This is a genomic window from Tsukamurella ocularis (genome assembly GCF_965138335.1).
GTDB lineage: Bacteria > Actinomycetota > Actinomycetes > Mycobacteriales > Mycobacteriaceae > Tsukamurella > Tsukamurella ocularis_A.
The window spans coordinates 1-22,243 of the sequence record NZ_CBCSDV010000014.1 but is presented as its reverse complement, the minus strand read 5'-3'; the positions used below and the strand labels follow the sequence as shown (position 1 = coordinate 22,243).

The following is a 22,243-nucleotide window of genomic DNA, read 5'->3' as shown; positions in this document are numbered from 1 at the left end:
CCACTGAGAACCGCGGCCGGAGCACCTGCTCCGGCCGCGGTTCCGCGTTTCGGGGGTCGAGGGCATCGGGTGGTCCTGGACGGCGCTCTCGGATTCTGTCCGCTGCGGACAGAACAGGGCTATATTTACCATCGTGAATACTGACGTCGGGGTAGCGCGCTGGCGGGAGCTGATCGACGCCTTCCTGGAGCAGCGGGAGCGTCTGGTTCGGATCCATCCGGACCTGTACGAGATGTCGCAGCCGAATCCCGGCGCCACGGAGGAGCAACTGGTCGCGGCGGAGGAGCGACTCGGCCACCCGATTCCCGCCCAGTACCGCCAGTTCCTCACCGTGGCGAACGGCTGGAAGGACTGGAGCCAAAGCAACACACTGTTGCCCTGCGATGAGATCGGAGCGGGGGTCCTCAGCGCGGACGAGTTCTCTGTGGTGGTCACTGGCGATCCGCGAGAATGGCACGGTTACGACGAGTGGACCCAAATCACCAGGGCACAGGATTCGTACTGGACCGCCTATCTGTTGATGCGGGACAGCCAGGGCGAGCCGGCCGGGTCGGTACATCTCTGGCCAGGGGACGCGATCACCGGCTCGTTCGAGAACTATCTCGTGGACGAGTTGAGGACGTTGACGGAGTGGCTCGACAGTGAGGAGCTCGGTCCGTGGGGCCGAGTATGGGGCGGCGACTCAACTCCGCCGACGATGCAGGACATCGTCGCGAAGTACGCCGAACTGAGGCGAGGAATCGAGGCGATGGCAGTGGACGGCACCATCGCGGGCCAGCCGAATCCGCCCGCGACACAGGAGTCGATCGACACCCTTGAGAACCGCCTGGGGCATCCACTCCATCCGGAGCACGCCGAGCTGCTGCTGACCGCCGACGGGTGGCCCGGGATTCCGTACCTCCTCAGCACTCGCGAAATCGTCGACGGCTCGCGCTGGCGTGCGTCGCTTGTTGAACGAGACAACCGAGACCGACAGGCGCGCAGCGAGAAGGAAAGCGCGTTCGCGCAGGTCGGTGTACCCGTGCCGTCGGCTCCGGGCCGCCCCTCCGCTGTTGAAGTGGCGGCGGCAAGCGGTGTGACTCCTTTCGCGGCGTGGGGGCCGTGCGCAATCGGCGTGGACCCCGTTGACGGATTCGTCCGGTGGGTCCCGTTCGACAGCAAGTACGGCGACGATCCGAGTGGCATCACAACACGATCAGCCGGAACGGTGAGGGCCTATCTGTTGGATGAGATCGATCAGCTGAACACCCGTGTTGAAGGGTTGCGGTCCGTTCGCGGAGGCTCCTCGGACACGTGACCTGCCACGCTGCGCAATGCGACTGCAAACGAGGTCGCCGACGTGCGAATGCACAGGTCGCGATAGCCTGGAGCGCGTGACTTCTACGCTGACCGCCGATACGGCGAACGGAATCGACTTCAAGGTCGCCGACCTCTCCCTCGCGGAGGCGGGCCGCAAGCAGCTGAGCCTGGCCGAGCACGAGATGCCCGGCCTGATGGCGCTGCGGCGCGAGTACGCCGACGTCAAGCCGCTCAAGGGCGCGCGGATCTCGGGCTCGCTGCACATGACGGTGCAGACCGCGGTGCTCATCGAGACCCTGGTGGACCTCGGCGCCGAGGTGCGCTGGGCGTCCTGCAACATCTTCTCCACCCAGGACGAGGCCGCCGCGGCCGTCGTCGTGGGCCCGCACGGCACCGTCGAGGCGCCGCAGGGCGTGCCCGTCTTCGCCTGGAAGGGCGAGACGCTGGAGGAGTACTGGTGGGCCGCCGAGCAGATGCTCACCTGGCCGAACGAGCCCGCCAACATGATCCTCGACGACGGCGGCGACGCCACCATGCTCGTGCTGCGCGGCGCGCAGTTCGAGGCGGCCGGCGTCGTCCCGCCCACCGACGAGGACGCCGACAGCCACGAGTACCAGGTCTTCCTGGCCCTGCTCCGCGAGTCGCTGGCCAAGGACGCCACGAAGTGGAGCAAGGTCGCGGAGTCGGTCAAGGGCGTCACCGAGGAGACCACCACCGGCGTGCTGCGCCTGTACCAGTTCGCCGCCGCCGGCGAGCTGGCCTTCCCGGCGATCAACGTCAACGACTCGGTCACCAAGAGCAAGTTCGACAACAAGTACGGCACCCGCCATTCGCTGATCGACGGCATCAACCGCGGCACCGACGTGCTGATCGGCGGCAAGAAGGTGCTCATCACCGGCTACGGCGACGTGGGCAAGGGCTGCGCCGAGTCGCTCGCCGGCCAGGGCGCGCGCGTCCAGGTCACCGAGATCGACCCCATCAACGCGCTGCAGGCGCTGATGGACGGCTTCGACGTGGTCACCGTCGAGGACGCGATCGGCGACGCCGACATCGTCATCACCTCGACGGGCAACAAGGACATCATCCTGCTCGAGCACATGAAGGCGATGAAGGATCACGCGATCCTCGGCAACATCGGCCACTTCGACAACGAGATCGACATGGCGGGCCTGGAGAAGTCGGGCGCCGTGCGCCTGAACATCAAGCCGCAGGTCGACCAGTGGACCTTCGGCGACACCGGCAAGTCGATCGTCGTGCTCTCCGAGGGCCGCCTGCTGAACCTGGGCAACGCGACCGGCCACCCGTCGTTCGTCATGTCCAACAGCTTCAGCAACCAGGTGATCGCGCAGATCGAGCTGTGGACCAAGCCCGACGAGTACGACAACGAGGTCTACCGCCTCCCCAAGCACCTCGACGAGAAGGTCGCGCGGATCCACGTCGAGGCCCTGGGCGGCACCCTCACCAAGCTCACCAAGGAGCAGGCCGAGTACATCGGCGTCGACGTCGAGGGCCCGTACAAGCCGGAGCACTACCGCTACTGAGCGGCTAACGCACCCGCGACGAACTCACGCACACCTTCCACCCTCCGGATTCCTTCCGGAGGGTGGTCGTGTCCGTGAGGGACCGCGAGACGACCGTCGACGAGCCGACCGGCGTCGACGTGACCTCGGCCTCGGCCTTGCCCGCGGCACCGTCGACCCGGATCTCCCCGACGACGACCTCCCAGCGTCCGTCCGGCCCGAGCAGCGTGTCGACCTCGGCGGCGAAGGTCAGCGAGGTGAACTGCGTCTGGAGCATCGCGACGTCCGCGGCGCAGCGGACGCCCATCAGCGCCGACAGGTCGCGGTCGTTGAGCGTCTTGGTCTCCGCGGCGATCACGTCGCGGATCTGCTGCTCGTCGTCGGCGCCGGCGCGGTGGGACAGGATGTACCAGGTGGCGCCGAGGATGATCGCGATGATCAGCACCGTCGCGCCCAGGACGATCGCCACGGACCGATCCTTCGGCGGCGTCGGCCCGGCGGGCACACCGGGAACGTAGGGCGGCGAGCCCGGGGCGTACGCGGGGGAGGCCGTCGCGCCCTGCCCCGGGATGCCCTGTCCCGACGGTGCCGGCGCGCCCTGCTCGGACGGGGCGGGTGCGCTCTGCCCCGACGGGGCGGGGGCGCCGGTCACGGCGCGACCGGTCAGGAAGGGCGTGCCCGCCGAGGAGACCGGCCCGCCCGTGCCGTAGAGCTGCGGCGGCCGCGGCGGCGCGATGCCGAGCCGCTGGTAGGTCTCGGGCGTCAGGACCGGGTGCAGGAGTTCACGCGGATCAGTCGGCCGCATCGGCGCGCTCCTCGTCGAGGTTGCGCGCGTGCTGCATCGACTGCAGCAGGGCGGTGAGCGCGTCCAGCTTCTCGTGCACCTCGTCGAGCTCGCGGCGCATGTAATCGCGGCTCGCGGCCTCGCCCACGGCCAGGCGCACCGACGCCAGCTCGCGGGCCAGGAACTCGGTGTCGGCCTTGGTCTGCGCGGCGCGCATCCGGTCCTCGTCGAGCGAGACCCGGTCGCGGCTCTCCTGCCGGTTCTGCGCGAGCAGGATGAGCGGCGCGGCGTACGCCGCCTGCGTGGAGAAGGCCAGGTTGAGCAGGATGAACGGGTACGGATCGAAGTGGAACGTGAACCACAGCACGTTGAGCGCGATCCACACGAGCACGATCACCGTCTGTATGGCCAGGTAGCGGCCGGTCCCCAGGAACCGGGCGACGCGCTCCGCGCCCTGGCCGATCATGTCGTCGCCGAGGTTCAGGTGGAAGCTGCGGCCCTGCCGCGGGGTGTCGAGCCGGGAACGTTCCTTCATCCGGTGACCTCCACGGTGCCCTCGTCCTGATCCTCGTCGCGCCAGTCCTCCGGCAGCAGGTGGTCGAGCAGGTCGTCGACCGAGACCGCGCCCAACAGGTGGTTCTCCGAGTCGATCACGGGCCCGGTGACCAGGTTGTACGCCGCGAAGTAGCGCGTCACGGCGCCCAACGGGTCGTCGGGCCCGAGCCGCGGCAGGTCGGTGTCGACGATGCCGCCCACCAGATCGGCCGGGGGTTCGCGCAGCAGCTGCTGCATGTGCACCGCGCCCAGGTAGCGCCCCGTCGGGGTCGCCGTCGGCGGGCGCACGACGAAGACCATGCTGGCCAGCGCCGGCGTGATGTCGGGGTTGCGCACCCGGGCCAGGGCCTCGGCCACCGTGGTCGACGGGGTGACCACGATCGGCTCGGGCGTCATCATGCCGCCCGCGGTGTACGGGGAGAAGGTGAGCAGCCGGCGGACGGTGCCCGAGTCCTCGGGGTCCATCACCGCGAGCAGCTCCTCGCGCTGGGTGTCGGGCAGCTCGCCGAGGAGGTCGGCGGCATCGTCGGGATCCATGGCCTCGAGCACGTCGGCGGCGCGGGCCTTGGACAGGTGGGCGATCACCTCGGCCTGGTCGTCGTCGCCGAGCTCCTGGAGCACGTCGGCGAGGCGCTCGTCGTCGAAGGCGGCGGCGATGGACAGTCGCCGCTGTGCCGGCAGCTCGCGCAGGGCCTGCGCGACGTCCGCGGCGCGCATGTCCTCGAACACGGTGAGGGCCTCGGCGATGTCGTGGTCGGCGCCCGTGAGCGCGGTCGTGGTGAAGCCGGAGACGTGGGGGAGGTCGACCACCTGCACGCCGCCCCGTCGGCCCCAGCCCGTCGCCCGGATCTTCAGCGCCAGCCGGTGCACCACCCAGTCGCGGGTGCGGGTCTGCTCGATGCCGACGTCGACGACGGAGGCGTCGGCGCCGTCGTAGGGCTCGCCGGGCTCCTCGATGCGGACCTTGGTGCCGAGGAGCTGGCCGAGGGCGAGCGCCTCGCCGGGGCGGATGTGCAGGCGGCGCAGGCTCACGGAGCCGGTGTTGAGAGTGACGGCGGCCGGCTCGATGCTGGTCACGCGGAGCATCGGCACGAAGATGCGGCGGCGGTTCGCCAGCTCCACGGCGAGGCCCAGGACGCGCGGCGCCTTGCGGTCGGCCCGCAGGCCGAGCACCGCGTCGCGCACGCGGCCGACGGATTCGCCGTCCGGACCGACGACGGGGAGGCCGGACAGTCGCGCGACGAATACTCTGGAGACAGCCGACATGTACTTCAGGGTAGTTTCGTTCTACGAATCGCATGTGAGGGAGGGCGCCGAATGTCGCAACCGCTACCCGGACCCGGGTCGCCGAACCAGCCGGGAGGGCCCGCCGGGCGAGGCCTGCCGACGCCGCCGAAGGGCTGGCCGATCGGCTCCTACAGCACGTACGCGGAGGCGCAGCGCGCCGTCGACTATCTCTCGGACCAGCAGTTCCCGGTCCAGAACGTGACCATCGTGGGCGTCGACCTGATGCAGGTGGAGCGCATCACCGGCCGCCTGACCTGGGGGCGCGTGCTCAGCGCCGGCGCCGCCTCCGGCGCCTGGCTGGGCCTGTTCCTCGGCCTGCTCGTGGGCCTGTTCGTGGGCGGCGGCGACGCCCTGGTCTCGACGGTGATCGCCGGCGTCATCGGCGGCATCGTGTTCGGCCTGATCAGCGCGTCGGTGCCGTACTGGGCCTCGCGCGGCACCCGCGACTTCTCGTCGACGATGCAGCTCGTCGCCGGCCGGTACGACGTGCTGTGCGACCCCCAGGTCGCCGAGCAGGCGCGCGACATGCTGGCGCGGCTGAACATCCAGTAGCTCCAGTGCCGCTGCGGCGGCGCTCGCACTGACTGCGGCGGCTCCCGCTCTCGCTGCGCGCTCTTCATAGCGTTGCAACGTCATGAAGAAGCGGGAGCGTGATGAGGACGGCGATCCTCCGAGAGGTGTGTGCAACCAGAATTGTTGCCGTATCGGAAACGATTCGATACCGTTTCCGATATGGAAACGAACTCGGACGATGCCGCAGGGTCACTCGAGGACGTCGGCGTCGCGGCGGAGGCGGGGCGCCGGGCGGCCCAGCCGTGGTGGTTGATCGCGCTCGAAGTGGTCATGGTCGCCGGGCTGTGGGCGATGACCTTCGGTGGTGATCAGTCCTGGCGCAACATCCTGATCGCGTTCGCCGTGTTCGCACTGCCCGTCCTCGTGCTGTGGGGCATCGCGAAGCGGCGGGGGCGCGCGAGCGCCTTCGTGGCGGGTTCGCGTGCGTCGACCGTGTTCTGGGGCGGATTCATCGGGGCGATGGCGAGCGCGATCGTGGCCACGAAGGTGCTCGAACCCGGGCGGCCGTTCGCCGTGGCCGTAGTCTTCCTGCTCGTGGCCGCGATCTACGGAGTCGGTCGGGTGATGGCGGAGCGGCTCGCCGTGCGGCGACCGTCGTGAGTGATCCCGAACACGGTCCGCCCGCCTTCGACGACCTCATCCACCCGCGGCAGCGACTCATGATCTGCGCGGCGCTCGGCCAGGCGCAGGAACTCCGGTTCGACCTGCTGGCGAAGGCGCTCGACATGAGCGCACCGACGCTGAGCAAGCACCTGGCGAGGCTGGAGGAGGCGCACTACGTCGCCTTCCGCCGCGACGCCGCGGACTCCCGGCGGCAGTGGGTCGCGCTGACGCCGACCGGCACCTCCGCCTTCGCGCGACATGTGGCGGCGCTCCGCGACCTCACGACCTGATCCCGCGCCCCGTCGAACCCCGATGACCTGCGATGACGGCGCGAGTCTCGCCGAACCATTTACCGGGTCTCCAAGTCCTGCTAAATTGCGAAGTGATAGCGATCACAAGGAGGACTCTCATGGCGGACATCCTGGGGCGCGTGAGCCGGCGCGAGCTGGATCAGAGCTACCGCGACGTGCTGGAGGACCTGTCGGAGGGCTCGGTGCACCGCCGGTTCGATCCGTTCCTCGACATCGACTGGGACGCGCCGGAGCTGCAGCTCGATCCGAACGACCCCCGGTGGGTGCTGCCGCCGACGCTGGACTCGCTCGGCGCCACCCAGTGGTACCGCGACCTGCCGCTGGAGAAGCGGATCGAGATCGGGAAGTGGCGCATGGCCAACACCATCAAGGTGGGCGCGGCCTTCGAATCGATCCTGATCCGCGGGATGATGCAGTACATCATGAAGCTCCCGAATCAGTCGCCGGAGTTCCGGTACTCGCTCCACGAGATGACGGAGGAGTGCAACCACATCCAGATGTTCCAGGAGCTGGTCAACCGCATCGACGTGGACGTGCCGGGCATGCGCAAGTGGTTCCGCCGGGCCTCGCCGATGATCGGCGTGCTCGGCGGCCACGCCCACGTGATCCTGTTCATGGGCATCCTCGGCGGCGAGGAGCCGATCGATCACTACCAGAAGGCGATCATGCGGCACGGCGGCCAGATCCCGCCGCTCGTGCTGCGCACCATGGAGATCCACGTCGCCGAGGAGGCGCGGCACATCTCGTTCGCCCATGAGTTCCTGCACGCCCACCTGCAGGACATGACCAAGCGGCAGAAGCGGATCTGCGCGTTCGCCTTCCCGCTCGCGATGCGCTGGCTGGTGGGGGAGATCTTCACCCCGCCGAAGTCCTTCTTCGAGCAGTTCGACGTCCCTCGCGAGGTCAAGCGCGAGGCCTTCTGGCGCGGCCCGACGGCCAGGGCCCTGCTCAACGACTACTTCGCCGAGATGCGCGCCCTCGCCGACGACTTGGGCCTCATGACGCCCTTCGGCAGGCTCATGTGGAAGCTGCTCAAGATCGACGGTCACAAGGCGCGGTACCGCGGCGAGCCCACGCGGCCCGCCCAGATCGCCGCCTGAGGAGAACCCCGGCGGGCGTAACATCGCCGGGTATGGCCACCGCGCACGAGCCCGAGAGCGGCTACGACTTGCGCTGGCGCGCCCACAATTCGCAGCGCCGCGACCTCATCCTGCGCGCGGCCGCGGAGCTCGTGGAGGAGTCGGCGCCGGGCGCCACGATCCCCGTGCGCAGCATCGCCGAACGCGCGGGCCTGGTGAAGTCCGTGGTCTACCGCCAGTTCAAGAGCAAGGACGACCTCGCGCGCGGGCTCCGGGGCTTCGTCGTCGAAAGGTTCGCCGCCGAGCTCGAGGCCGACCTCGACGTCTCCACCGGTACGCTGCGCGAGATCCTGCGGCGCTCGATCGCCAGCGCCGCCACCTGGATGCAGGACAATCCCCGGCTCGTCGACCTGTTGCGCGCCGGGCCCACCGACGCGCCCGCGGGCCCCGACGGCGTGCCCGTCGCCCCCGACGCGATCGGCGAACTCCGGCACCGCGTGGTCGGCCGCGCCGAGGAGACGATCACCGGCATCGCGGCCCTCACCGGCCTCGATCCCGCGGCCTTCGCCGGCGTGCCCTTCGTGGTGTTCACCATGGTCGAGGGCACGCTGACCAGCTGGGTCCGGGGCGAGGCCGCCGTCCGCGGCAGGTCGCGCGCGGAGGTGGTCGAATCGCTCACGGACGTCACGTGGTTCGTGCTCGACGGTGCCGCCCGCACCCTGGGGGTGCACGTCGACCCGGACGCGGAGCTGACCGTTTTCCTGCAGAACCTGTCGTCCGACGGGGCCGCGCCCACAACGTCATCCGGCCGCTCGTAGACACAGGTCCGGAGGTAAACACAGGTACTTCCGTGGTCCGCCGGGTCGGTCTGGCACGATTATCCCGAATGTGGTTCATCTCACCGGCCGCGTCGACTAGCTTTTCGAATCGACGCTTCCGGTCGGTAGCGGGGATAGGAGCGGCGCGTGGCGGGCAGAAGCAGTCGAACGCGTAGGAGCCGGGCGGCTCGGCTCGGCGCGGTCGGATTGACCACGACGATGGCCGCCACCCTGTTGGCGGGGTGCGGTGCCGGTTCGAGCGGCATCACCATCAGCGTGTACGTGGGCGCCGACAGTGCGCCCACCGTGGCGCGGGCCGCGGAGAAGTGCTCGAACTCGGAGTACAAGGTGGTCGGATACCCGCTGCCGAAGTCGGCCGACGACGCCCGCCTGCAGCTCGCACGTCGCGTGACCGGCGGCGATAAGACTCTGGACGTGCTCGGGCTCGACGTGACGTGGACCGCCGAGTTCGCGCAGGCGGGCTGGGCCGTGAAGGTCCCGGCGGAGCTCGCGGCGCGCACGGAGAAGCGCGTTCTCGCGGGCCCGCTGAAGACGGGCAAGTTCAACGACGAGCTGTACGCCATTCCGGCGTGGACCAACACGCAGCTGCTCTGGTACCGCAAGGACGTCCTCGCGAAGGTGACGGGCAAGCCGGTCACGTCGCCGCCGAAGCTGACGTGGGCCCAGCTGCTCGAGCTGTCGGCGAAGTCCGGCGCGCAGGGTGGGCCGACGCAGATCGGCGTCACCGCCGCGCAGTACGAGGGCCTCACGGTGTGGTTCAACTCCCTCCTCGAGAGCGAGGGCGGAAAGATCGTGGACGAGACCGGCAAGAACGTCGTACTCGGCGACGGTAAGAACCGCGAGGCCGCGGTCAAGGCGCTGCAGACGATGAAGTCGGTCGCGACCGCGCCCGGCCACGACCCCAGCTTCACCCAGACGATGGAGACGGAGATCCGGCTCGGAATGGAGCGCGGGTCCGCGCTGTTCGAGGTGAACTGGCCCTTCGTGCTCTCGGCGATGCAGCAGAACTCGGCCGCCGGGTCGGTGCCCTTCCTGCCGGAGATGACGAAGTTCGCCGCCGACGTGAAGAAGCCGACGAACGATCAGCTCAAGAAGATGAACGAGCTGATTCGGAAGAAGTTCGACTTCGCCCCGTTCCCGCAAGTCGCGCCCGGTGTTCCCGCGCGCCCGACGATGGGCGGTGGCAACTACGCCGTCTCTCCGACGTCGATCCACCAGGAGCAGGCGTGGAAGGCGATCGAGTGCCTGACCAACGAGGAGTCGGAGAAGGCCTACGGCCTCGACGCCGGCACGCCGCCCGTCCTGCCCTCGCTCTACGACGACCCGGAGTACCTGGCCGTGTACCCGATGGCCAAGCTCATCCGGGACCAGTTGCAGGAGAACACCTCCTCGGTGCGCCCGGTGACTCCCGTGTACCAGGCGATGTCCACACTGCTGCAGGCGAAGCTGAGTCCCGTCGGTTCGTGGGATCCGGACTCCCTCGTCGATGAGTTGGTCACCGCCGCTTCGAAGGCGATCGATCAGAAGGGGCTGGTCCCGTGACGACTGCGACGACGAACGGGGGCGCCGCGCCGGCGCCCGCGACGGGGAAGGCGGCGCTGTCCCAGGGGCAGCGCGAGGAGCGCAAGCTCGGGCTGATGCTCATCGCGCCCGCGGCGCTGGTGATGCTGCTGGTGACGGCGTACCCCATCGTGTACGCGTTCTGGCTCAGCCTGCACAAGTCGTCCCTGGCGGCGCCGGGGCAGGACGAGTTCATCGGCCTCGGCAACTACGGCACGGTCCTGCAGGACGGCTACTGGTGGCAGGCGCTCGGGGTGACATCGTTCATCACGGTCGTCTCGGTGGTGATCGAGTTCGTGCTGGGCCTGGCGATCGCGCTGGTGATGCATCGGACCATCGTCGGACGGGGCGTCGTCCGCACCGTCGTGCTGATCCCGTACGGCATCGTGACGGTGGCGGCGTCGTTCTCCTGGTTCTACGCGTGGACTCCTGAGACCGGTTACCTGGCGAACCTGCTGCCGGACGGCAGCGCGCCACTGACGCAACAGATCCCCTCGCTGTTCATCATCATCCTGGCCGAGGTCTGGAAGACCACGCCGTTCATGGCGCTGCTCCTCCTCTCCGGCCTGGCGCTGGTGCCGGACGATCTGCTCAAGGCCGCGGCGATGGACGGCGCGGGCCCGTGGACGCGGCTGACCAAGATCATCATCCCGCTGATGAAGCCCGCGATCCTCGTCGCGCTGCTCTTCCGCACCCTGGACGCCTTCCGCGTCTTCGACAACATCTACGTCCTCACCAAGGGCGCCAACGGAACGGGCTCGGTGTCGATCCTCGGCTACGACAACCTGTTCAAGGCGTTCAACCTCGGTGTGGGTTCGGCCATCTCGGTGCTGATCTTCATCTGCGTGGCGATCATCGCATTCATCTTCGTCAAGGCGTTCGGCACCGCGGTGCCGGGAGCCGACCAGGACCAGAGGTAGGGGCGCGGTCATGGCTACGAATACCGCAGGGCGCAAGGTCGCCTGGAGTGCGATCGACCTCCTGGTCGTCTGTTATGCGCTGATCCCGGTGCTGTGGATCGTCTCGCTCTCCCTGAAGTCGCCCGCGACGGTGACGGACGGGAACTTCATCCCGAAGAGCGTGACGATGGACAACTACACCGCGATCTTCGAGGGCAGCGGCTTCATCCGCCCGCTCATCAACTCGATCGGCGTCGCGCTGATCTCGACCGTGATCGCCGTGATCATCGGCATGTTCGCGGCGTACGCGGTGGCGCGCTTGAACTTCCCGGGTAAGAAGCTGTTCATCGGGGCGGCGCTGTTGATCGCGATGTTCCCGCAGATCTCGCTGATCACCCCGCTGTTCAACATCGAGCGTGCGGTCGGGCTGTTCGACACCTGGCCGGGCCTGATCCTGCCGAACGTCACGTTCGCGCTGCCGCTGTGCGTCTACACCCTGTCCGCGTTCTTCCGCGAGATCCCCTGGGAGCTCGAGAAGGCGGCCAAGATGGACGGCGCCACCCCGGCGCAGGCGTTCCGCCAGGTGATCGCGCCGCTCGCGGTCCCCGGCGTGGTCACCGCCGCGATCCTGGTGTTCATCGCGGCGTGGAACGACCTGCTGTTCGGCGTGTCGCTGACCGCGACCGAGCGGTCGATCACCGCCCCGGTCGCGATCGTGAACTTCACCGGTAGCTCGCAGTTCGAGGAGCCCACCGGGTCCATCGCCGCCGCCGCGGTCATCATCACCATCCCGATCATCATCTTCGTCCTGATCTTCCAACGACGGATCGTCGCCGGACTCACCTCCGGCGCGGTCAAGGGCTGACGCCGGAAAGTATTCGAGGAGCAATCACATGGCCGACATCGTCCTGGACCACGTCAAGAAGACCTACCCCGACGGCTCCACCGCCGTCAGCGACATCAACATCGAGATCGCCGACGGCGAGTTCGTCATCCTCGTCGGGCCCTCGGGCTGCGGTAAATCCACGACGCTCAACATGATCGCCGGCCTCGAGGACATCTCCGCCGGCGAGCTGCGGATCGGCGGGGAGCGGGTCAACGAGCGCGCCCCGAAGGACCGCGACATCGCGATGGTCTTCCAGTCCTACGCCCTGTACCCGCACATGACCGTGCGCGAGAACATCGCCTTCCCGCTCAAGTTGGCGAAGCTGCCCAAGGATCAGGTCAACGCCGCCGTCGAGGACGCCGCGCGCACGCTGGACCTCACGCAGCACCTCGACCGCCGGCCCTCGCAGCTCTCGGGCGGCCAGCGTCAGCGCGTCGCGATGGGCCGCGCGATCGTCCGCAGCCCCAAGGCGTTCCTCATGGACGAGCCGCTGTCCAACCTCGACGCCAAGCTGCGCGTGCAGATGCGCACCGAGGTCAGCCGCCTGCAGAAGCGCCTCGGCACCACCATGGTCTACGTGACGCACGACCAGACCGAGGCCATGACACTCGGCGACCGCGTCGTCGTGCTCAAGAGCGGCGACGTGCAGCAGATCGGCGCGCCGCAGGAGCTCTACGACCGCCCGAACAACCTGTTCGTCGCCGGCTTCATCGGCTCGCCCGCGATGAACTTCGTGCCCGGCCGCCTCACTTCGGTGGGCATCGACACGGCGCTCGGCGAGATCCTGCTGCTCGACGCCCCGCAGTTGGCGGAGAAGGCGTCGGCCGCGGGGAACAAGACCGGCGACGTCGTGGTCGGCATCCGGCCCGAGCACTTCGAGGACGCCCGCCTGCTGGACCCGAACCAGCGCGTCGGCGGGCTCACCTTCCGCGCGCGGGTCGACGTGCTCGAGTCGATGGGCTCGGACAAGTTCATCCACTTCGCGGTCCCGGCCGACGACGCCCGCACCGACGTCCTCGGCGACCTCAAGGCCGGCCAGCAGTCGCCGCCGCCCGCTGGAGTCGACGAGATCGTCGCGCGCCTGTCCGCCGATTCCGGCGCCGCCCGCGGTGCCGAGGTCGACCTGTACTACGACCCGACGAAGATCGCGGTCTTCGACGCCGCGACCGGCCGGAACCTGGCCCTGTAGGTCGTCGTCGTGCGGGTGCTCGCCGTCAGCGACGAGGAGGTCCCTGGGCTGGCCCTGGGCTCATCGACGCTGTGCCCCGACCTGATCCTCGGGGCGGGCGACCTGACCGGCGCCTACCTCGAGTCCCTGGTCGACCGGTACGGGGTGCCCTGCGTCTTCGTTCCCGGCAACCACGATCCGGATCACACGGGGTACCGCCGCACCCGCGGCGGGTTCGTGCGCGGTGGCGTGCCCTGCGAGCCGCCCGGCCCGCGCGGCGGGGTCAACGCCGACGGTCGGGTGGTCACCGTCGACGGCCTGACCGTGGCCGGTCTCGGCGGGTCGATCCGGTACCGGGGCGGCCCCAACCAGTGGACGCAGGCGCAGGCGGCGCGTCGCGCGTGGCGCGTCCGGCTCGCGGCCCGGCGCCGCACCGTGGACGTCGTGCTCGCGCACTCGCCGGCGCGGGGCGTGGGCGACGGGGAGGACGGCCCGCACCGCGGCCTGGCGGCCCTGGGCCGGCTCGTCGCGACGCTGCGGCCGCAGGTCTTCGTGCACGGGCACGTGCACCCGTTCGGGATGCCGGGACCGGACCGCTCCATCGAGGGGGTGCCGGTGCTGAACACCGTGGGGTACACGTACTTCGAGATCACTCCGGGCAGCCCCGGTGCCTACCGCGTGAAGGAGCGGCGACGTGGCGCGTGACACCGGCTTCCCCGACGAGGACGCCCGCACCGACTTCGAGCGGTCCCGGCGCCGGGCCAACATCGCCCGCCTCGCTTCCTGGGTGCGCGGCCAGCCCGGCGACGTCACCGAGGTATTGCCCTACGACGAGGTCGTCTCGGCGCTCGGCTTCGTGTCCGAACGGCCGTTGGGGCTGCAGGTGGTGCCGGTCGCACAGATCGTCGGCAGCGTCGACCGCACCCGCGACTTCGATCGCTACTTCCGGCCCCGCTCGCCCGCGCTACGCGCCCGCTGGCAGCGCTTGGCGGCGGCGCAGCGGCGCGGCGAGGCGATGCCGCCGGTCGAGCTGAAGAAGGTCGGCGACCTGTACTTCGTGGTCGACGGCCACCACCGCGTATCGATCGCCTTCGCTCGCGGCTTCTCCACTGTCGACGCCGATGTCACCGAGGTCGTCACGCGGATCGGCTCGGGCGGCATCGCGGTCCGCTCCGACCTGCTGCTGAAGGATCACCGGCGGTTGTTCCTCGAGCGGGTGCCGCTGGAGGGCGCCGCGCGGGAGCGAATCCGGTTCACCAATGCCTGGGATTACTCGGTGCTCGCGGAATCGGTCGAGGCCTGGGGCTTCCGGCTGATCCAGGAGGCGGGGGAGTACCTCTCCCGCGCCGTCGTCGCCGGTCGCTGGTACGAGGAGGAGTTCGCGCCCGTCATCGAGATGGCGCGCGCCGCCGGGATCATGCAATCCTCCACCGACGCCGAGGTCTACCTGTTCGTCGCCTGCGAGCGGTACCGCCTCGTGCGCAAGCACGTCTGGACGCCCGAGATCATCCACGAGGTCTCCGCGAAGAACCCGCCCTGGCAACCGGGCAAGTTCTTCTAGGAGGGCGCCCGGCGTCGGGGTCGGAGTCAGAGGCTCCGGCCCCGACGCGCGTGGGGCGCGCAGGTCGGGGTCAGCGCATCCAGACCGTCGTCGCCCCGGGGAGCCGGTCGCCGTCGAACTCCGCACTGGCGAGCAGGATCCGGCCCTCGGGCAGCTCCACGGGTTCCGCGCCGAAGTTGGTGTACGACCGCCATCCGCCGGGCCGCTCGAAGGCGAGCACCGATGCCGACGAGTGCGGAATCCAGGTCAACGTCTCCGCGCTCTGCAGATCGGCGCGGAGTGCCAACGCCCGGCGATACAGGTTCAGGGTCGACGCGGAATCGGCGTCCTCGACCGAGACGGCGTAGTCCGCGAACCACGCCGGCTGCGGGAGGTGCGCACCGTCGGACCCGAAGCCGTACGACGGCCCCGTGCCGGTCCAGGGAAGGGGCACGCGGCAGCCGTCCCGGCCGACCTCCTTGCCCTCGGTCCGGAAGAAGGTCGGGTCCTGGCGCGCTGCAGCGGGGATGTCGCCCACCTCGTGCAGGCCCAGCTCCTCGCCCTGGTAGATGTACGTGGAACCGGGGAGTGCCAGGAGGAGCATCGTCGCCGCGCGGGCCCGCCGCTCACCGAGTGCGGTGTCCACCTCGTCGCGCGATCCGCCCGCCAGCGTCCAGGCCGCGGCGCGGTGCCCGAGGCCGGCCGGAAGGCCGTAGCGGGTGGCGTGCCGGGTCACGTCGTGGTTCGACAGGACCCAGGTGCTCGACGATCCGGTCTCCACGGCGCGCAGGACGTTCTCGTCGATGATCTCGCGGAACTGCGAGGCCTCGAACTCCGAGACCAACAGGTCGAAGTTGAAGGCCTGCCCGAGGCCGTCCGGGCTCGCGTACGGGGCGAGCCGGGACTTGTGGACCCACGCCTCGGCGACCGCGGTGCGGGGCGGCTCGTACTCGTCGAAGACCTTGCGCCACGCGCGGTAGATCTCGTGCACCTCGTCGCGGTCCGAGAACGGGTGATCGGGATTGAGCGTCAGCTCGCCCAGTCCCACCACGGCGAACGGGGCGAAGGGCTCGCTGAGGTCCTTGCGCAGGTAGTGCGCGACGTCGATGCGGAAGCCGTCGACACCGCGGTCCGACCAGAAACGGAGGGTGTTCTCGAAATCGGCGCGGACGTCCTCCCGCTCCCAGTTCAGGTCCGGCTGTTCGCGGGCGAACATGTGCAGGTACCACTGGCCGGGCGAGCCGTCGGGCTCGGCGACGCGATGCCACGCCGGACCGCCGAAGTGCGACTGCCAGTCGTTCGGCGGCTGATCGCCGTTCTCGCCCGTGCCCTCGAAGAAGTGGTAACGGGCCCGCTCGTCGGAGCCGCGGCCCGCGGCGAGGGCCGCCTGGAACCACTCGTGCTGGTCGGAGGTGTGGTTGGGCACGATGTCGACGATCAGTTTGATCCCGGCGTCGTGCAGTGCGGTGCTCATCGCATCGAAGTCGTCGAGGGTGCCGAGGCGCGGGTCGACGTCGCGGTAGTCCGCCACGTCGTAGCCGCCGTCGGCGAGCTCGGAGGGGTAGAACGGGCTCAACCACACCGCGTCGACGCCGAGCTCGCGGAGGTACGGCACGCGGGAGGTGATCCCGGGCAGGTCGCCGATCCCGTCGCCGTTGGAGTCGGCGAAGCTGCGCGGGTAGATCTGGTACACCGCCGCCTGGCGCCACCAATCGGCCGTTCCGAGGTCTTTGAGAACCACAACACTCCCTTCGAAGGCGTCTTCGTCGACGAGATCGTCGACGCGCGTCGACGACGCCCCTCGAGCGTAGCGGATATCCGTAGGATCGGATGCGGTGTTCCGCCGTCCGGCGGGCGGACAACGAGGGGAGGCGCACCCGTGGCGACCATGGCCGATGTCGCGCGTCTGGCGGGCGTTTCGCGCAGCACCGTCTCCTACGTTCTGAGCGGCACTCGTCCGATCTCCGCGGACACCCGCGAGCGGGTCCGCGCCGCCATGGAGTCGCTCGACTACGCGCCCAACGTGCTCGCCCGCGCCCTCGCCGGAACGCGCACCGGCCTGCTCGGACTGCTGCTGACGACCGAGGCCCTCGGTCAGGGCGTGGACACCGCGGGCTACCTCACCGCCGCCGCGGACGAGGCGCGCGCGCGGGGCTCGCACCTGATGCTGCTGCCGGGACCCGCCGACGATGCGGGGCCGGTGCGGGAGACCGTGCGGCAGGGGCTCGTCGACGGCTTCGTGGTGATGGAGGTGTACACCACGGACGCGCGCGTCGACTACCTCCGCGAGGCGGGTGTTCCGTTCGTGCTGGTCGGCCGGACCGACGACGTCGAGGGAACGGCGTTCTGCGACGCGGACTTCGACGCCGCGGCGGAGGAGGCGGTCGCCCACCTCGCGAAGCGGGGGCACCGCGACGTGGCCGTCCTCACCGGGCCGCCGGTGGACCGCTCCCACGCACCGGGGTTCGCCGTGCGCTCGCTCGCCGCCGTCGACGCGGCCGCCCGCCGGCATCGGATCCGGTCCCGCGTCGTCCCGACCGCGGCCACCTTCGCAGGGGGATGGGACGCCTACGCAGGCGTCGCCGCCGGGGGTGCGACCGCCGTGCTCCTGTGCAACGAGCCGGCCGGGGTGGGCATGATCTCGGCCGCGGCAGCCGCGGGTGTTCGTGTTCCGCAGGATCTCTCGGTGCTCACGGTGTTCGCGGGAACGGAGACCGGAGAACTGGTCCGTCCCAGGCTCACCAGCATCGGACCGGACCACACCGCGATGGCGCGCCGTGCGATCGAGTTCCTGCTGCGCCGCGTCGCCGGTGATCCCGCGGCGGACCTGCAGCTGCTCAGTGCCCCGGTGCTCCTCGACCGCGGCAGCACCGCGGACGCCCCGTTGCCGCGCTCGGCGCCGCCGGTTCCGTAGGATCGGAACCCGTGAGTTCCGTCGTCGACGCCGTCCGGGCGCACCTCGCCGAGCACTACGCGGGACGCGACTTCGCGCCCCCCGCCTCGGCGTCGGTCACCTTCCTGGGGCTCGAGCCGATGACGATTCAGCGGTGGGTCGGGGATCCGCTCGTCGCGTTCGCCAGCGTCGGCTGCAGCCGCCACGCCATGACCGACCCGAACGCACTGGTCACCGTCGAGGACGGGCCGCGCGCCGAAGTGGTGTTGGAGCTGCGGCCCGCCGCCGACGGCCCGGGCGCCGCCCTCGACGGGGTGCACCGCTCGCTGGCGATCCTCGCCGCCACGCCCGCCGTCGAGGGGCTGGTGCTCGCGCCGGACGCGCTCGTCGACCTCGGCGCGCCGCTGTGGGCGGGCGCGCCCTTCACCGCGGTGCTGCTGGGGGAGTCGGCCGTGCCCGACCTCGACCGCGCGGACGGCGAGCCGGTGCGGTTCCTGCGCGCCGACCCGATCACCGCCAACGAGGCCGCCTGGGTGCGGCTCAAGGGGGCCGTGGCGCTGCGCGAGGCGTGGGCGGAGGCCGGGATCGACCCGGCCGACCCGGGCCGGCCTGCGGCCCGCGAGGTCTAGTTCACGATGTCGACTTCTCCGGGCCTACACGTGCGCGAGAACACTCGCACGGCCGCAGAACCCGACATCGTGAGCCGCTAGAGCCACTTGATCCTGCGGAACACGACGAACAGGCCGAGACAGGCGACGAGCATGATCGCCAGCACGATGAAGTAGCCGTACTGCCAGTGCAGCTCGGGCATGTTGTCGAAGTTCATGCCGTAGACGCCGGCGATCATGGTGGGCACGGCGACCAGGCCGATGATGGCGGACATCTTGCGCATGTCCTCGTTCTGCTGCATCCCGATCTTCGCGACCGCGGCGTCGATCAGGGAGCTCAGCACGTCGTTGTAGGTCTCCACGTGGTCGGCGACCATCGCCTGGTGGTCGAGCACGTCGGAGAAGTAGCGCTGGATCTCGTGCGGGATGATGTCGCTGAAGTCGCAGGTCAGGCGCTTGAGTGCGTGGGAGAGCGGGTGGATGCCGCGGCGCAGCTCCACGATGTCGCGCTTGAGCTGATAGATCTCGTCGACCTGGGTGCGGGCGCCGGCGCGGAAGACGTCCTCCTCGACCCGGTCGATGTCGTCCTCGAGCAGGTCCGAGACGGCGACGTACGTGTCCACGACGTGGTCGGCGACGGCGTGCATCACCGCGGACGGACCCAGCTTCAGCAGCTCCGGGTTCGCCTCGAGGTTCCGGCGCACCCGGCGCAGGCTGCCGTGGTCGCCGTGCCGCACGGTGATCACGTGGTCGGGGCCCACGAGCACCATCACCTCGCCGGTCTCGACGATGCGCGCCATCGGGTCCGTGCGGTCGTGGCCCACGTAGTTCACGGTCTTGAGGATGAGGAAGAGCGTGTCGTCGAACCGGTCGACCTTGGGGCGGGTGTGCGTGACCAGCGTGTCCTCGACGGTCAACGGGTGCAGTCCGAAGACGCGCGAGACCTCGTCCATCTGGTGCTGGTCCGGGTCGAGCAGGCCCACCCACACGTAGCCCTCGCCGCGGCGCCGGACCTCCTCGATCGCCTCGACGTAGCCGAATCGGCCGGGCAGGCGCACCCCGTCGACGTAGACGCCGCAGTCGACGACGGCACGGGCCACCGGCACCGGGACGCGCGCGACGTCCGCCTCGCGGACCTCGCGACGTCCCGTTCCGGGCCGGGGCATGGACGGCATGGAGGGCATGGACGAGATAGTAGACCCGGGCCAGGCGGTCGGCCCGCGGCAGCGCCGGGTAGAAAGTAGGCGTGAGCATTCGACCGTCCCGCCTCGCCGCCGCGGCCCTCGTCGCGCTGGCGGCCGCGGGCTGTTCGGACCCCGGTGACCAGGCCGACCTCGGGCCGCGCACCGCGCCCGGCACGGTCACCGTCGGCTCGTCGGGGAGTGCGGCCTCGAAGCTCGAGGCCCTGATCTACGCCAACGCCCTGCGGATGGCGGGCACGCCGGTCGAGACCCGGCTGGGGCTCGGTCCCGGCGACGACGCCGCCGTGGCCGCCGTCGAGCGGGGCGACCTCACCGTCGCGCCCGCGCTGACCGGCGCCCTGTGGGACCGGTACCGGCCCGGCGCCGCCCAGCCGACGAAGGCGAAGGAAGAGGAGTCGGAGAACCCGCGCGCCCAGTGGGACGCGCAGTTCGTGGCGCTCAGCGCCGTGCTCCCCGAGGGGCTGGGGCTCGGTGACCCGACGCTCGCGCTCGACCAGCCGATGCTCTTCGCGTCCAAGGACGCGCCGTCCGCGACGCTACGCGGCTGCGAGGGGCTCTCGGGTGCCGTCGCCGTCCCGGCCGGATCGCCGTCGGACCTGCGCGCCCGCTACGGCTGCGCGACGGGGCCGGTCGTGCCCGCCGCCGACGAGGCGGCCGCCGCGCGGGCCGTCCGCGAGGGCCGGGCCGCGCTGGCGCAGCTCGGCACGCTCTCGTCCGCGTCGAAGGACCTGGTCCAGGTCGCCGATCCCGACGGTGCCGTGCCGTCCCGCGCCGTCGTGCCGCTCGTGCGGCGGGACGGGCTCACCGTGGCGCAGACCAAACGGCTGTCCGCGATCGCCGGCGAGCTCACCACGGCCGACCTGGCGGCGATGGTCGCGCAGGTCGAATCGGGGGAGCGCACGCCCGAGCAGGCGGCCGGGGACTGGGCCGCCGAGCACACGCTGAACTAGGAACGCGACGAGGNCGNGTGCCGGGGCTACTTCAGACGCTTGGTGAGCTGCTGATCGATCAGGGCGTTGACCCGCTCGTACGCGGAGCCGCCGATCCGCACCAGGACGTCGATGATCTTGGCGTCCGGGCCGATCAGGACGCGGCCGCGGTTGCGCTTGACGCCGCTCAGGATGGTGCGCGCGGCGTCGTCGGCCTCGGTGCGCGCGAGGTACTTGTCGAACAGCGCGGCGGTGTGCGCGGTGTCGACGTTCTCGGCGCCGGTCGCGTTGCGGGCGATCGCGGTCTTGATGCCGCCCGGATGCACGCAGGTCACGCCCACGTTGTGATCGCTCGAGAGCATCTCGATGCGCAGGGCCTCGGTGAAGCCGCGCACGCCGAACTTGGCGGCGTTGTACGCGCTCTGCCCGCCGACCGAGAGCAGGCCGAACAGCGAGCTGGTGTTGACGATGTGCGCGTCGCCCGAGGCGATGAGGTGCGGCAGGAAGGCCTTCGTGCCGTTCACCACGCCCCAGAAATCGATGTCCATGACCCGGTCGTAGTCCTTGAAGGACGTGGTCTCGACGGGCTCGTGGTGCGCGATGCCGGCATTGTTGAACAGTAGGTTGACGGTGCCGTAGTGCGCGACCACGTCGTCGGCGTAGGCGAGGAGCTGCTCGCGCTCGCCGACGTTGACGACCTTGGTGTGCACCTCGGCGCCGCGGGCGCGGGCCAGCTCGGCGGTCTGCTCGAGGCCGGCGGGGTCGTAGTCGCAGAGCGAGAGCTTGGCGCCCTCGTCGGCGAGCTGGAGGGCCAGCTCGCGGCCCATGCCGGAGGCGGCGCCGGTGATGACGGCGACCTTGCCGCGGAAACTCTTCATGCTGTTGTTCATCCCTCACGCTGGTCCTGGCCGAGCGCCCGTCGGGAGGCGGCGCGCGGCGTTCTTACTCGACAGTAGGGTCGGGATACGAGGTCTGTCAACGACCTATTGAGTATGATTCAGTAGGTGACCAGAAAGTCCGTCGCCGCAGCGGTGGGGCGCAAGCGCACCCGGCTCAGCCCCCAGGCCCGGCGCCAGCAGTTCATCGACCTGGGCCTGCTCAGTCTGAAGCACCAGGCGCTCGAGCAGGTGTCCATCGAGGAGATCGCGAGCCAGGCCGGCGTCTCGGCGGGCCTGTTGTTCCACTACTTCGACTCGAAGCTCGACTTCCAGGTCGCGTTGGTGGAGGAGCAGGCGCGCATCGTCGGGGAGGTCGCCACCCCCGACCGCGACCCCGAGGACATCACCGACGTGATGCCGATCCTCAGCGCCACGCTGGGCACCTACGTCGACCACATCATGGAGAACCGGCAATCGCTGCTCCCGATGCTGGCCGGCGTCAGCTGGTCCGAGCCGCGGATCCGCTCCGCCGTGAAGTCCGTGCGCGAGCAGATCGTGAGCCACTTCGTGGAGCAGGCCGAGAGCATCGGCATCGCCCGTTCGCCCCGCTTCGTCCTCGCGGTGCACGGCTGGATCGCCGTCGTGGAGGAGACGCTCGTGCAGTGGCTCGACGAGAACGCCGGCTTCGCCGCGATGACCCGGGATGAGGTCGTCGAGCATCTCGCCACCATGTTCGTGGGGATGGCGGGCGCGGTGGGTCTGGATCTCACGTCGGGCGCGGCCTGACGGTGCGCTTCGGGTCGGGCCGCGTGGTCGGGTGGGCCGGGCGT

Annotated in this window: 23 protein-coding genes; 17 read left to right on the top strand and 6 right to left on the bottom strand. The window is 70.1% G+C overall.

Annotated elements, in window-relative coordinates; translation table 11 throughout:
• The first annotated feature begins 133 nt into the window (after nt 1-133).
• Together ACNAYW_RS13820 and ahcY are read left to right on the top strand one after the other, a co-directional pair.
• Entirely contained in the window at nt 134-1,297 is a 1,164-nt protein-coding gene (locus tag ACNAYW_RS13820) for an SMI1/KNR4 family protein (RefSeq protein WP_415850267.1), read from the top strand.
• 76 nt (nt 1,298-1,373) lie between these two features.
• On the top strand, nt 1,374-2,840 hold the full coding sequence (gene ahcY / locus ACNAYW_RS13815) for an adenosylhomocysteinase (protein WP_415850266.1): 1,467 nt from the start codon (nt 1,374-1,376) through the stop codon (nt 2,838-2,840).
• 4 nt (nt 2,841-2,844) lie between these two features.
• On the opposite strand, the gene ACNAYW_RS13810 is transcribed toward ahcY, so the two are convergent.
• From ACNAYW_RS13810 to ACNAYW_RS13800, 3 genes are read right to left on the bottom strand one after another with little or no spacing between them, the layout of a single operon-like run.
• On the bottom strand, nt 2,845-3,624 hold the full coding sequence (locus ACNAYW_RS13810; protein WP_415850265.1) for an Rv0361 family membrane protein: 780 nt from the start codon (nt 3,622-3,624) through the stop codon (nt 2,845-2,847).
• The gene (locus ACNAYW_RS13805; protein ID WP_415850264.1) at nt 3,611-4,138 is read right to left on the bottom strand and encodes a DUF1003 domain-containing protein; all 528 of its coding nucleotides are present in this window, start codon (nt 4,136-4,138) and stop codon (nt 3,611-3,613) included. Before ACNAYW_RS13805 ends, ACNAYW_RS13810 begins: the two co-directional genes overlap by 14 nt.
• Nucleotides 4,135-5,424: a magnesium transporter MgtE N-terminal domain-containing protein gene (locus ACNAYW_RS13800; RefSeq protein ID WP_415850263.1), complete on the bottom strand. Its 1,290-nt coding sequence runs from the start codon at nt 5,422-5,424 to the stop codon at nt 4,135-4,137. Before ACNAYW_RS13800 ends, ACNAYW_RS13805 begins: the two co-directional genes overlap by 4 nt.
• A 51-nt stretch (nt 5,425-5,475) precedes the next feature.
• On the opposite strand from ACNAYW_RS13800, the gene ACNAYW_RS13795 reads away from it, so the two are divergent.
• The 11 genes from ACNAYW_RS13795 to ACNAYW_RS13745 all read left to right on the top strand — a co-directional run bounded on the left by ACNAYW_RS13795 (nt 5,476) and on the right by ACNAYW_RS13745 (nt 14,924).
• Complete coding sequence (locus ACNAYW_RS13795) at nt 5,476-5,997, top strand: YflT domain-containing protein (protein ID WP_415850262.1); 522 nt, start codon at nt 5,476-5,478, stop codon at nt 5,995-5,997.
• Nucleotides 5,998-6,177: 180 nt separating this feature from the next.
• Nucleotides 6,178-6,618, top strand: a complete 441-nt coding sequence (locus ACNAYW_RS13790; RefSeq protein ID WP_415850261.1) for a hypothetical protein — start codon at nt 6,178-6,180, stop codon at nt 6,616-6,618.
• The gene (locus tag ACNAYW_RS13785) at nt 6,615-6,911 is read left to right on the top strand and encodes a MarR family winged helix-turn-helix transcriptional regulator (protein WP_415850260.1); all 297 of its coding nucleotides are present in this window, start codon (nt 6,615-6,617) and stop codon (nt 6,909-6,911) included. Before ACNAYW_RS13790 ends, ACNAYW_RS13785 begins: the two co-directional genes overlap by 4 nt.
• Nucleotides 6,912-7,030: 119 nt before the next feature.
• Complete coding sequence (locus tag ACNAYW_RS13780) at nt 7,031-8,032, top strand: AurF N-oxygenase family protein (RefSeq protein ID WP_415850259.1); 1,002 nt, start codon at nt 7,031-7,033, stop codon at nt 8,030-8,032.
• A gap of 32 nt (nt 8,033-8,064) precedes the next feature.
• Nucleotides 8,065-8,829 (top strand): TetR/AcrR family transcriptional regulator, encoded by a 765-nt coding sequence (locus ACNAYW_RS13775; RefSeq protein WP_415850258.1) that lies wholly within the window; start codon nt 8,065-8,067, stop codon nt 8,827-8,829.
• Between the two features lie 219 nt (nt 8,830-9,048).
• A complete protein-coding gene (locus ACNAYW_RS13770; RefSeq protein ID WP_415850257.1) occupies nt 9,049-10,392 on the top strand; it encodes an extracellular solute-binding protein in 1,344 nt (447 codons plus the stop codon).
• Nucleotides 10,389-11,330 (top strand): carbohydrate ABC transporter permease, encoded by a 942-nt coding sequence (locus tag ACNAYW_RS13765; RefSeq protein WP_415850256.1) that lies wholly within the window; start codon nt 10,389-10,391, stop codon nt 11,328-11,330. The genes ACNAYW_RS13770 and ACNAYW_RS13765 overlap by 4 nt, the downstream gene beginning before the upstream one ends.
• A 10-nt stretch (nt 11,331-11,340) precedes the next feature.
• Entirely contained in the window at nt 11,341-12,174 is an 834-nt protein-coding gene (locus ACNAYW_RS13760) for a carbohydrate ABC transporter permease (protein WP_415850255.1), read from the top strand.
• 28 nt (nt 12,175-12,202) lie between these two features.
• Nucleotides 12,203-13,384 carry an ABC transporter ATP-binding protein gene (locus ACNAYW_RS13755; protein ID WP_415850254.1) on the top strand — a complete coding sequence of 394 codons (1,182 nt, stop codon included), beginning with the start codon at nt 12,203-12,205 and terminating at the stop codon, nt 13,382-13,384.
• A 9-nt stretch (nt 13,385-13,393) separates the two neighbouring features.
• Nucleotides 13,394-14,068: a metallophosphoesterase family protein gene (locus ACNAYW_RS13750; protein WP_415850253.1), complete on the top strand. Its 675-nt coding sequence runs from the start codon at nt 13,394-13,396 to the stop codon at nt 14,066-14,068.
• Nucleotides 14,058-14,924, top strand: a complete 867-nt coding sequence (locus ACNAYW_RS13745) for a chromosome partitioning protein ParB (protein ID WP_415850252.1) — start codon at nt 14,058-14,060, stop codon at nt 14,922-14,924. The genes ACNAYW_RS13750 and ACNAYW_RS13745 overlap by 11 nt, the downstream gene beginning before the upstream one ends.
• A gap of 70 nt (nt 14,925-14,994) precedes the next feature.
• Here the strand turns inward: ACNAYW_RS13745 and ACNAYW_RS13740 are convergent, their stop codons facing one another.
• Nucleotides 14,995-16,644: a glycoside hydrolase family 13 protein gene (locus ACNAYW_RS13740; protein ID WP_415850251.1), complete on the bottom strand. Its 1,650-nt coding sequence runs from the start codon at nt 16,642-16,644 to the stop codon at nt 14,995-14,997.
• Between the two features lie 147 nt (nt 16,645-16,791).
• Between ACNAYW_RS13740 and ACNAYW_RS13735 the strand changes: the two genes are divergently transcribed.
• Nucleotides 16,792-17,817 carry a LacI family DNA-binding transcriptional regulator gene (locus ACNAYW_RS13735; protein WP_415850355.1) on the top strand — a complete coding sequence of 342 codons (1,026 nt, stop codon included), beginning with the start codon at nt 16,792-16,794 and terminating at the stop codon, nt 17,815-17,817.
• 11 nt (nt 17,818-17,828) lie between these two features.
• Nucleotides 17,829-18,425: a suppressor of fused domain protein gene (locus ACNAYW_RS13730; protein WP_415850250.1), complete on the top strand. Its 597-nt coding sequence runs from the start codon at nt 17,829-17,831 to the stop codon at nt 18,423-18,425.
• Nucleotides 18,426-18,502: 77 nt separating this feature from the next.
• Here ACNAYW_RS13730 and corA read toward each other — a convergent pair whose 3' ends face one another.
• A complete protein-coding gene (gene corA / locus ACNAYW_RS13725; protein ID WP_415850249.1) occupies nt 18,503-19,588 on the bottom strand; it encodes a magnesium/cobalt transporter CorA in 1,086 nt (361 codons plus the stop codon).
• 62 nt (nt 19,589-19,650) lie between these two features.
• On the opposite strand from corA, the gene ACNAYW_RS13720 reads away from it, so the two are divergent.
• A complete protein-coding gene (locus tag ACNAYW_RS13720; RefSeq protein WP_415850248.1) occupies nt 19,651-20,556 on the top strand; it encodes a glycine betaine ABC transporter substrate-binding protein in 906 nt (301 codons plus the stop codon).
• 26 nt (nt 20,557-20,582) lie between these two features.
• Here the strand turns inward: ACNAYW_RS13720 and ACNAYW_RS13715 are convergent, their stop codons facing one another.
• Complete coding sequence (locus ACNAYW_RS13715; protein ID WP_415850247.1) at nt 20,583-21,413, bottom strand: SDR family NAD(P)-dependent oxidoreductase; 831 nt, start codon at nt 21,411-21,413, stop codon at nt 20,583-20,585.
• Nucleotides 21,414-21,539: 126 nt separating this feature from the next.
• On the opposite strand from ACNAYW_RS13715, the gene ACNAYW_RS13710 reads away from it, so the two are divergent.
• On the top strand, nt 21,540-22,199 hold the full coding sequence (locus tag ACNAYW_RS13710) for a TetR/AcrR family transcriptional regulator (RefSeq protein ID WP_415850246.1): 660 nt from the start codon (nt 21,540-21,542) through the stop codon (nt 22,197-22,199).
• Nucleotides 22,200-22,243: the final 44 nt, after the last annotated feature.

Excerpts from the sequence above, each read along its gene's own strand:
- ACNAYW_RS13810 (WP_415850265.1), bottom strand. The coding sequence starts at position 3,624 with ATGCGGCCGACTGATCCGCGTGAACTCCTGCACCCGGTCCTGACGCCC.
- ACNAYW_RS13805 (WP_415850264.1), bottom strand. The coding sequence starts at position 4,138 with ATGAAGGAACGTTCCCGGCTCGACACCCCGCGGCAGGGCCGCAGCTTC.
- ACNAYW_RS13800 (WP_415850263.1), bottom strand. The coding sequence starts at position 5,424 with ATGTCGGCTGTCTCCAGAGTATTCGTCGCGCGACTGTCCGGCCTCCCC.
- ACNAYW_RS13795 (WP_415850262.1), top strand. The coding sequence starts at position 5,476 with ATGTCGCAACCGCTACCCGGACCCGGGTCGCCGAACCAGCCGGGAGGG.
- ACNAYW_RS13790 (WP_415850261.1), top strand. The coding sequence starts at position 6,178 with ATGGAAACGAACTCGGACGATGCCGCAGGGTCACTCGAGGACGTCGGC.
- ACNAYW_RS13780 (WP_415850259.1), top strand. The coding sequence starts at position 7,031 with ATGGCGGACATCCTGGGGCGCGTGAGCCGGCGCGAGCTGGATCAGAGC.
- ACNAYW_RS13775 (WP_415850258.1), top strand. The coding sequence starts at position 8,065 with ATGGCCACCGCGCACGAGCCCGAGAGCGGCTACGACTTGCGCTGGCGC.
- ACNAYW_RS13770 (WP_415850257.1), top strand. The coding sequence starts at position 9,049 with ATGGCCGCCACCCTGTTGGCGGGGTGCGGTGCCGGTTCGAGCGGCATC.
- ACNAYW_RS13760 (WP_415850255.1), top strand. The coding sequence starts at position 11,341 with ATGGCTACGAATACCGCAGGGCGCAAGGTCGCCTGGAGTGCGATCGAC.
- ACNAYW_RS13755 (WP_415850254.1), top strand. The coding sequence starts at position 12,203 with ATGGCCGACATCGTCCTGGACCACGTCAAGAAGACCTACCCCGACGGC.
- ACNAYW_RS13735 (WP_415850355.1), top strand. The coding sequence starts at position 16,792 with ATGGCCGATGTCGCGCGTCTGGCGGGCGTTTCGCGCAGCACCGTCTCC.
- corA (WP_415850249.1), bottom strand. The coding sequence starts at position 19,588 with ATGCCCTCCATGCCGTCCATGCCCCGGCCCGGAACGGGACGTCGCGAG.
- ACNAYW_RS13715 (WP_415850247.1), bottom strand. The coding sequence starts at position 21,413 with ATGAAGAGTTTCCGCGGCAAGGTCGCCGTCATCACCGGCGCCGCCTCC.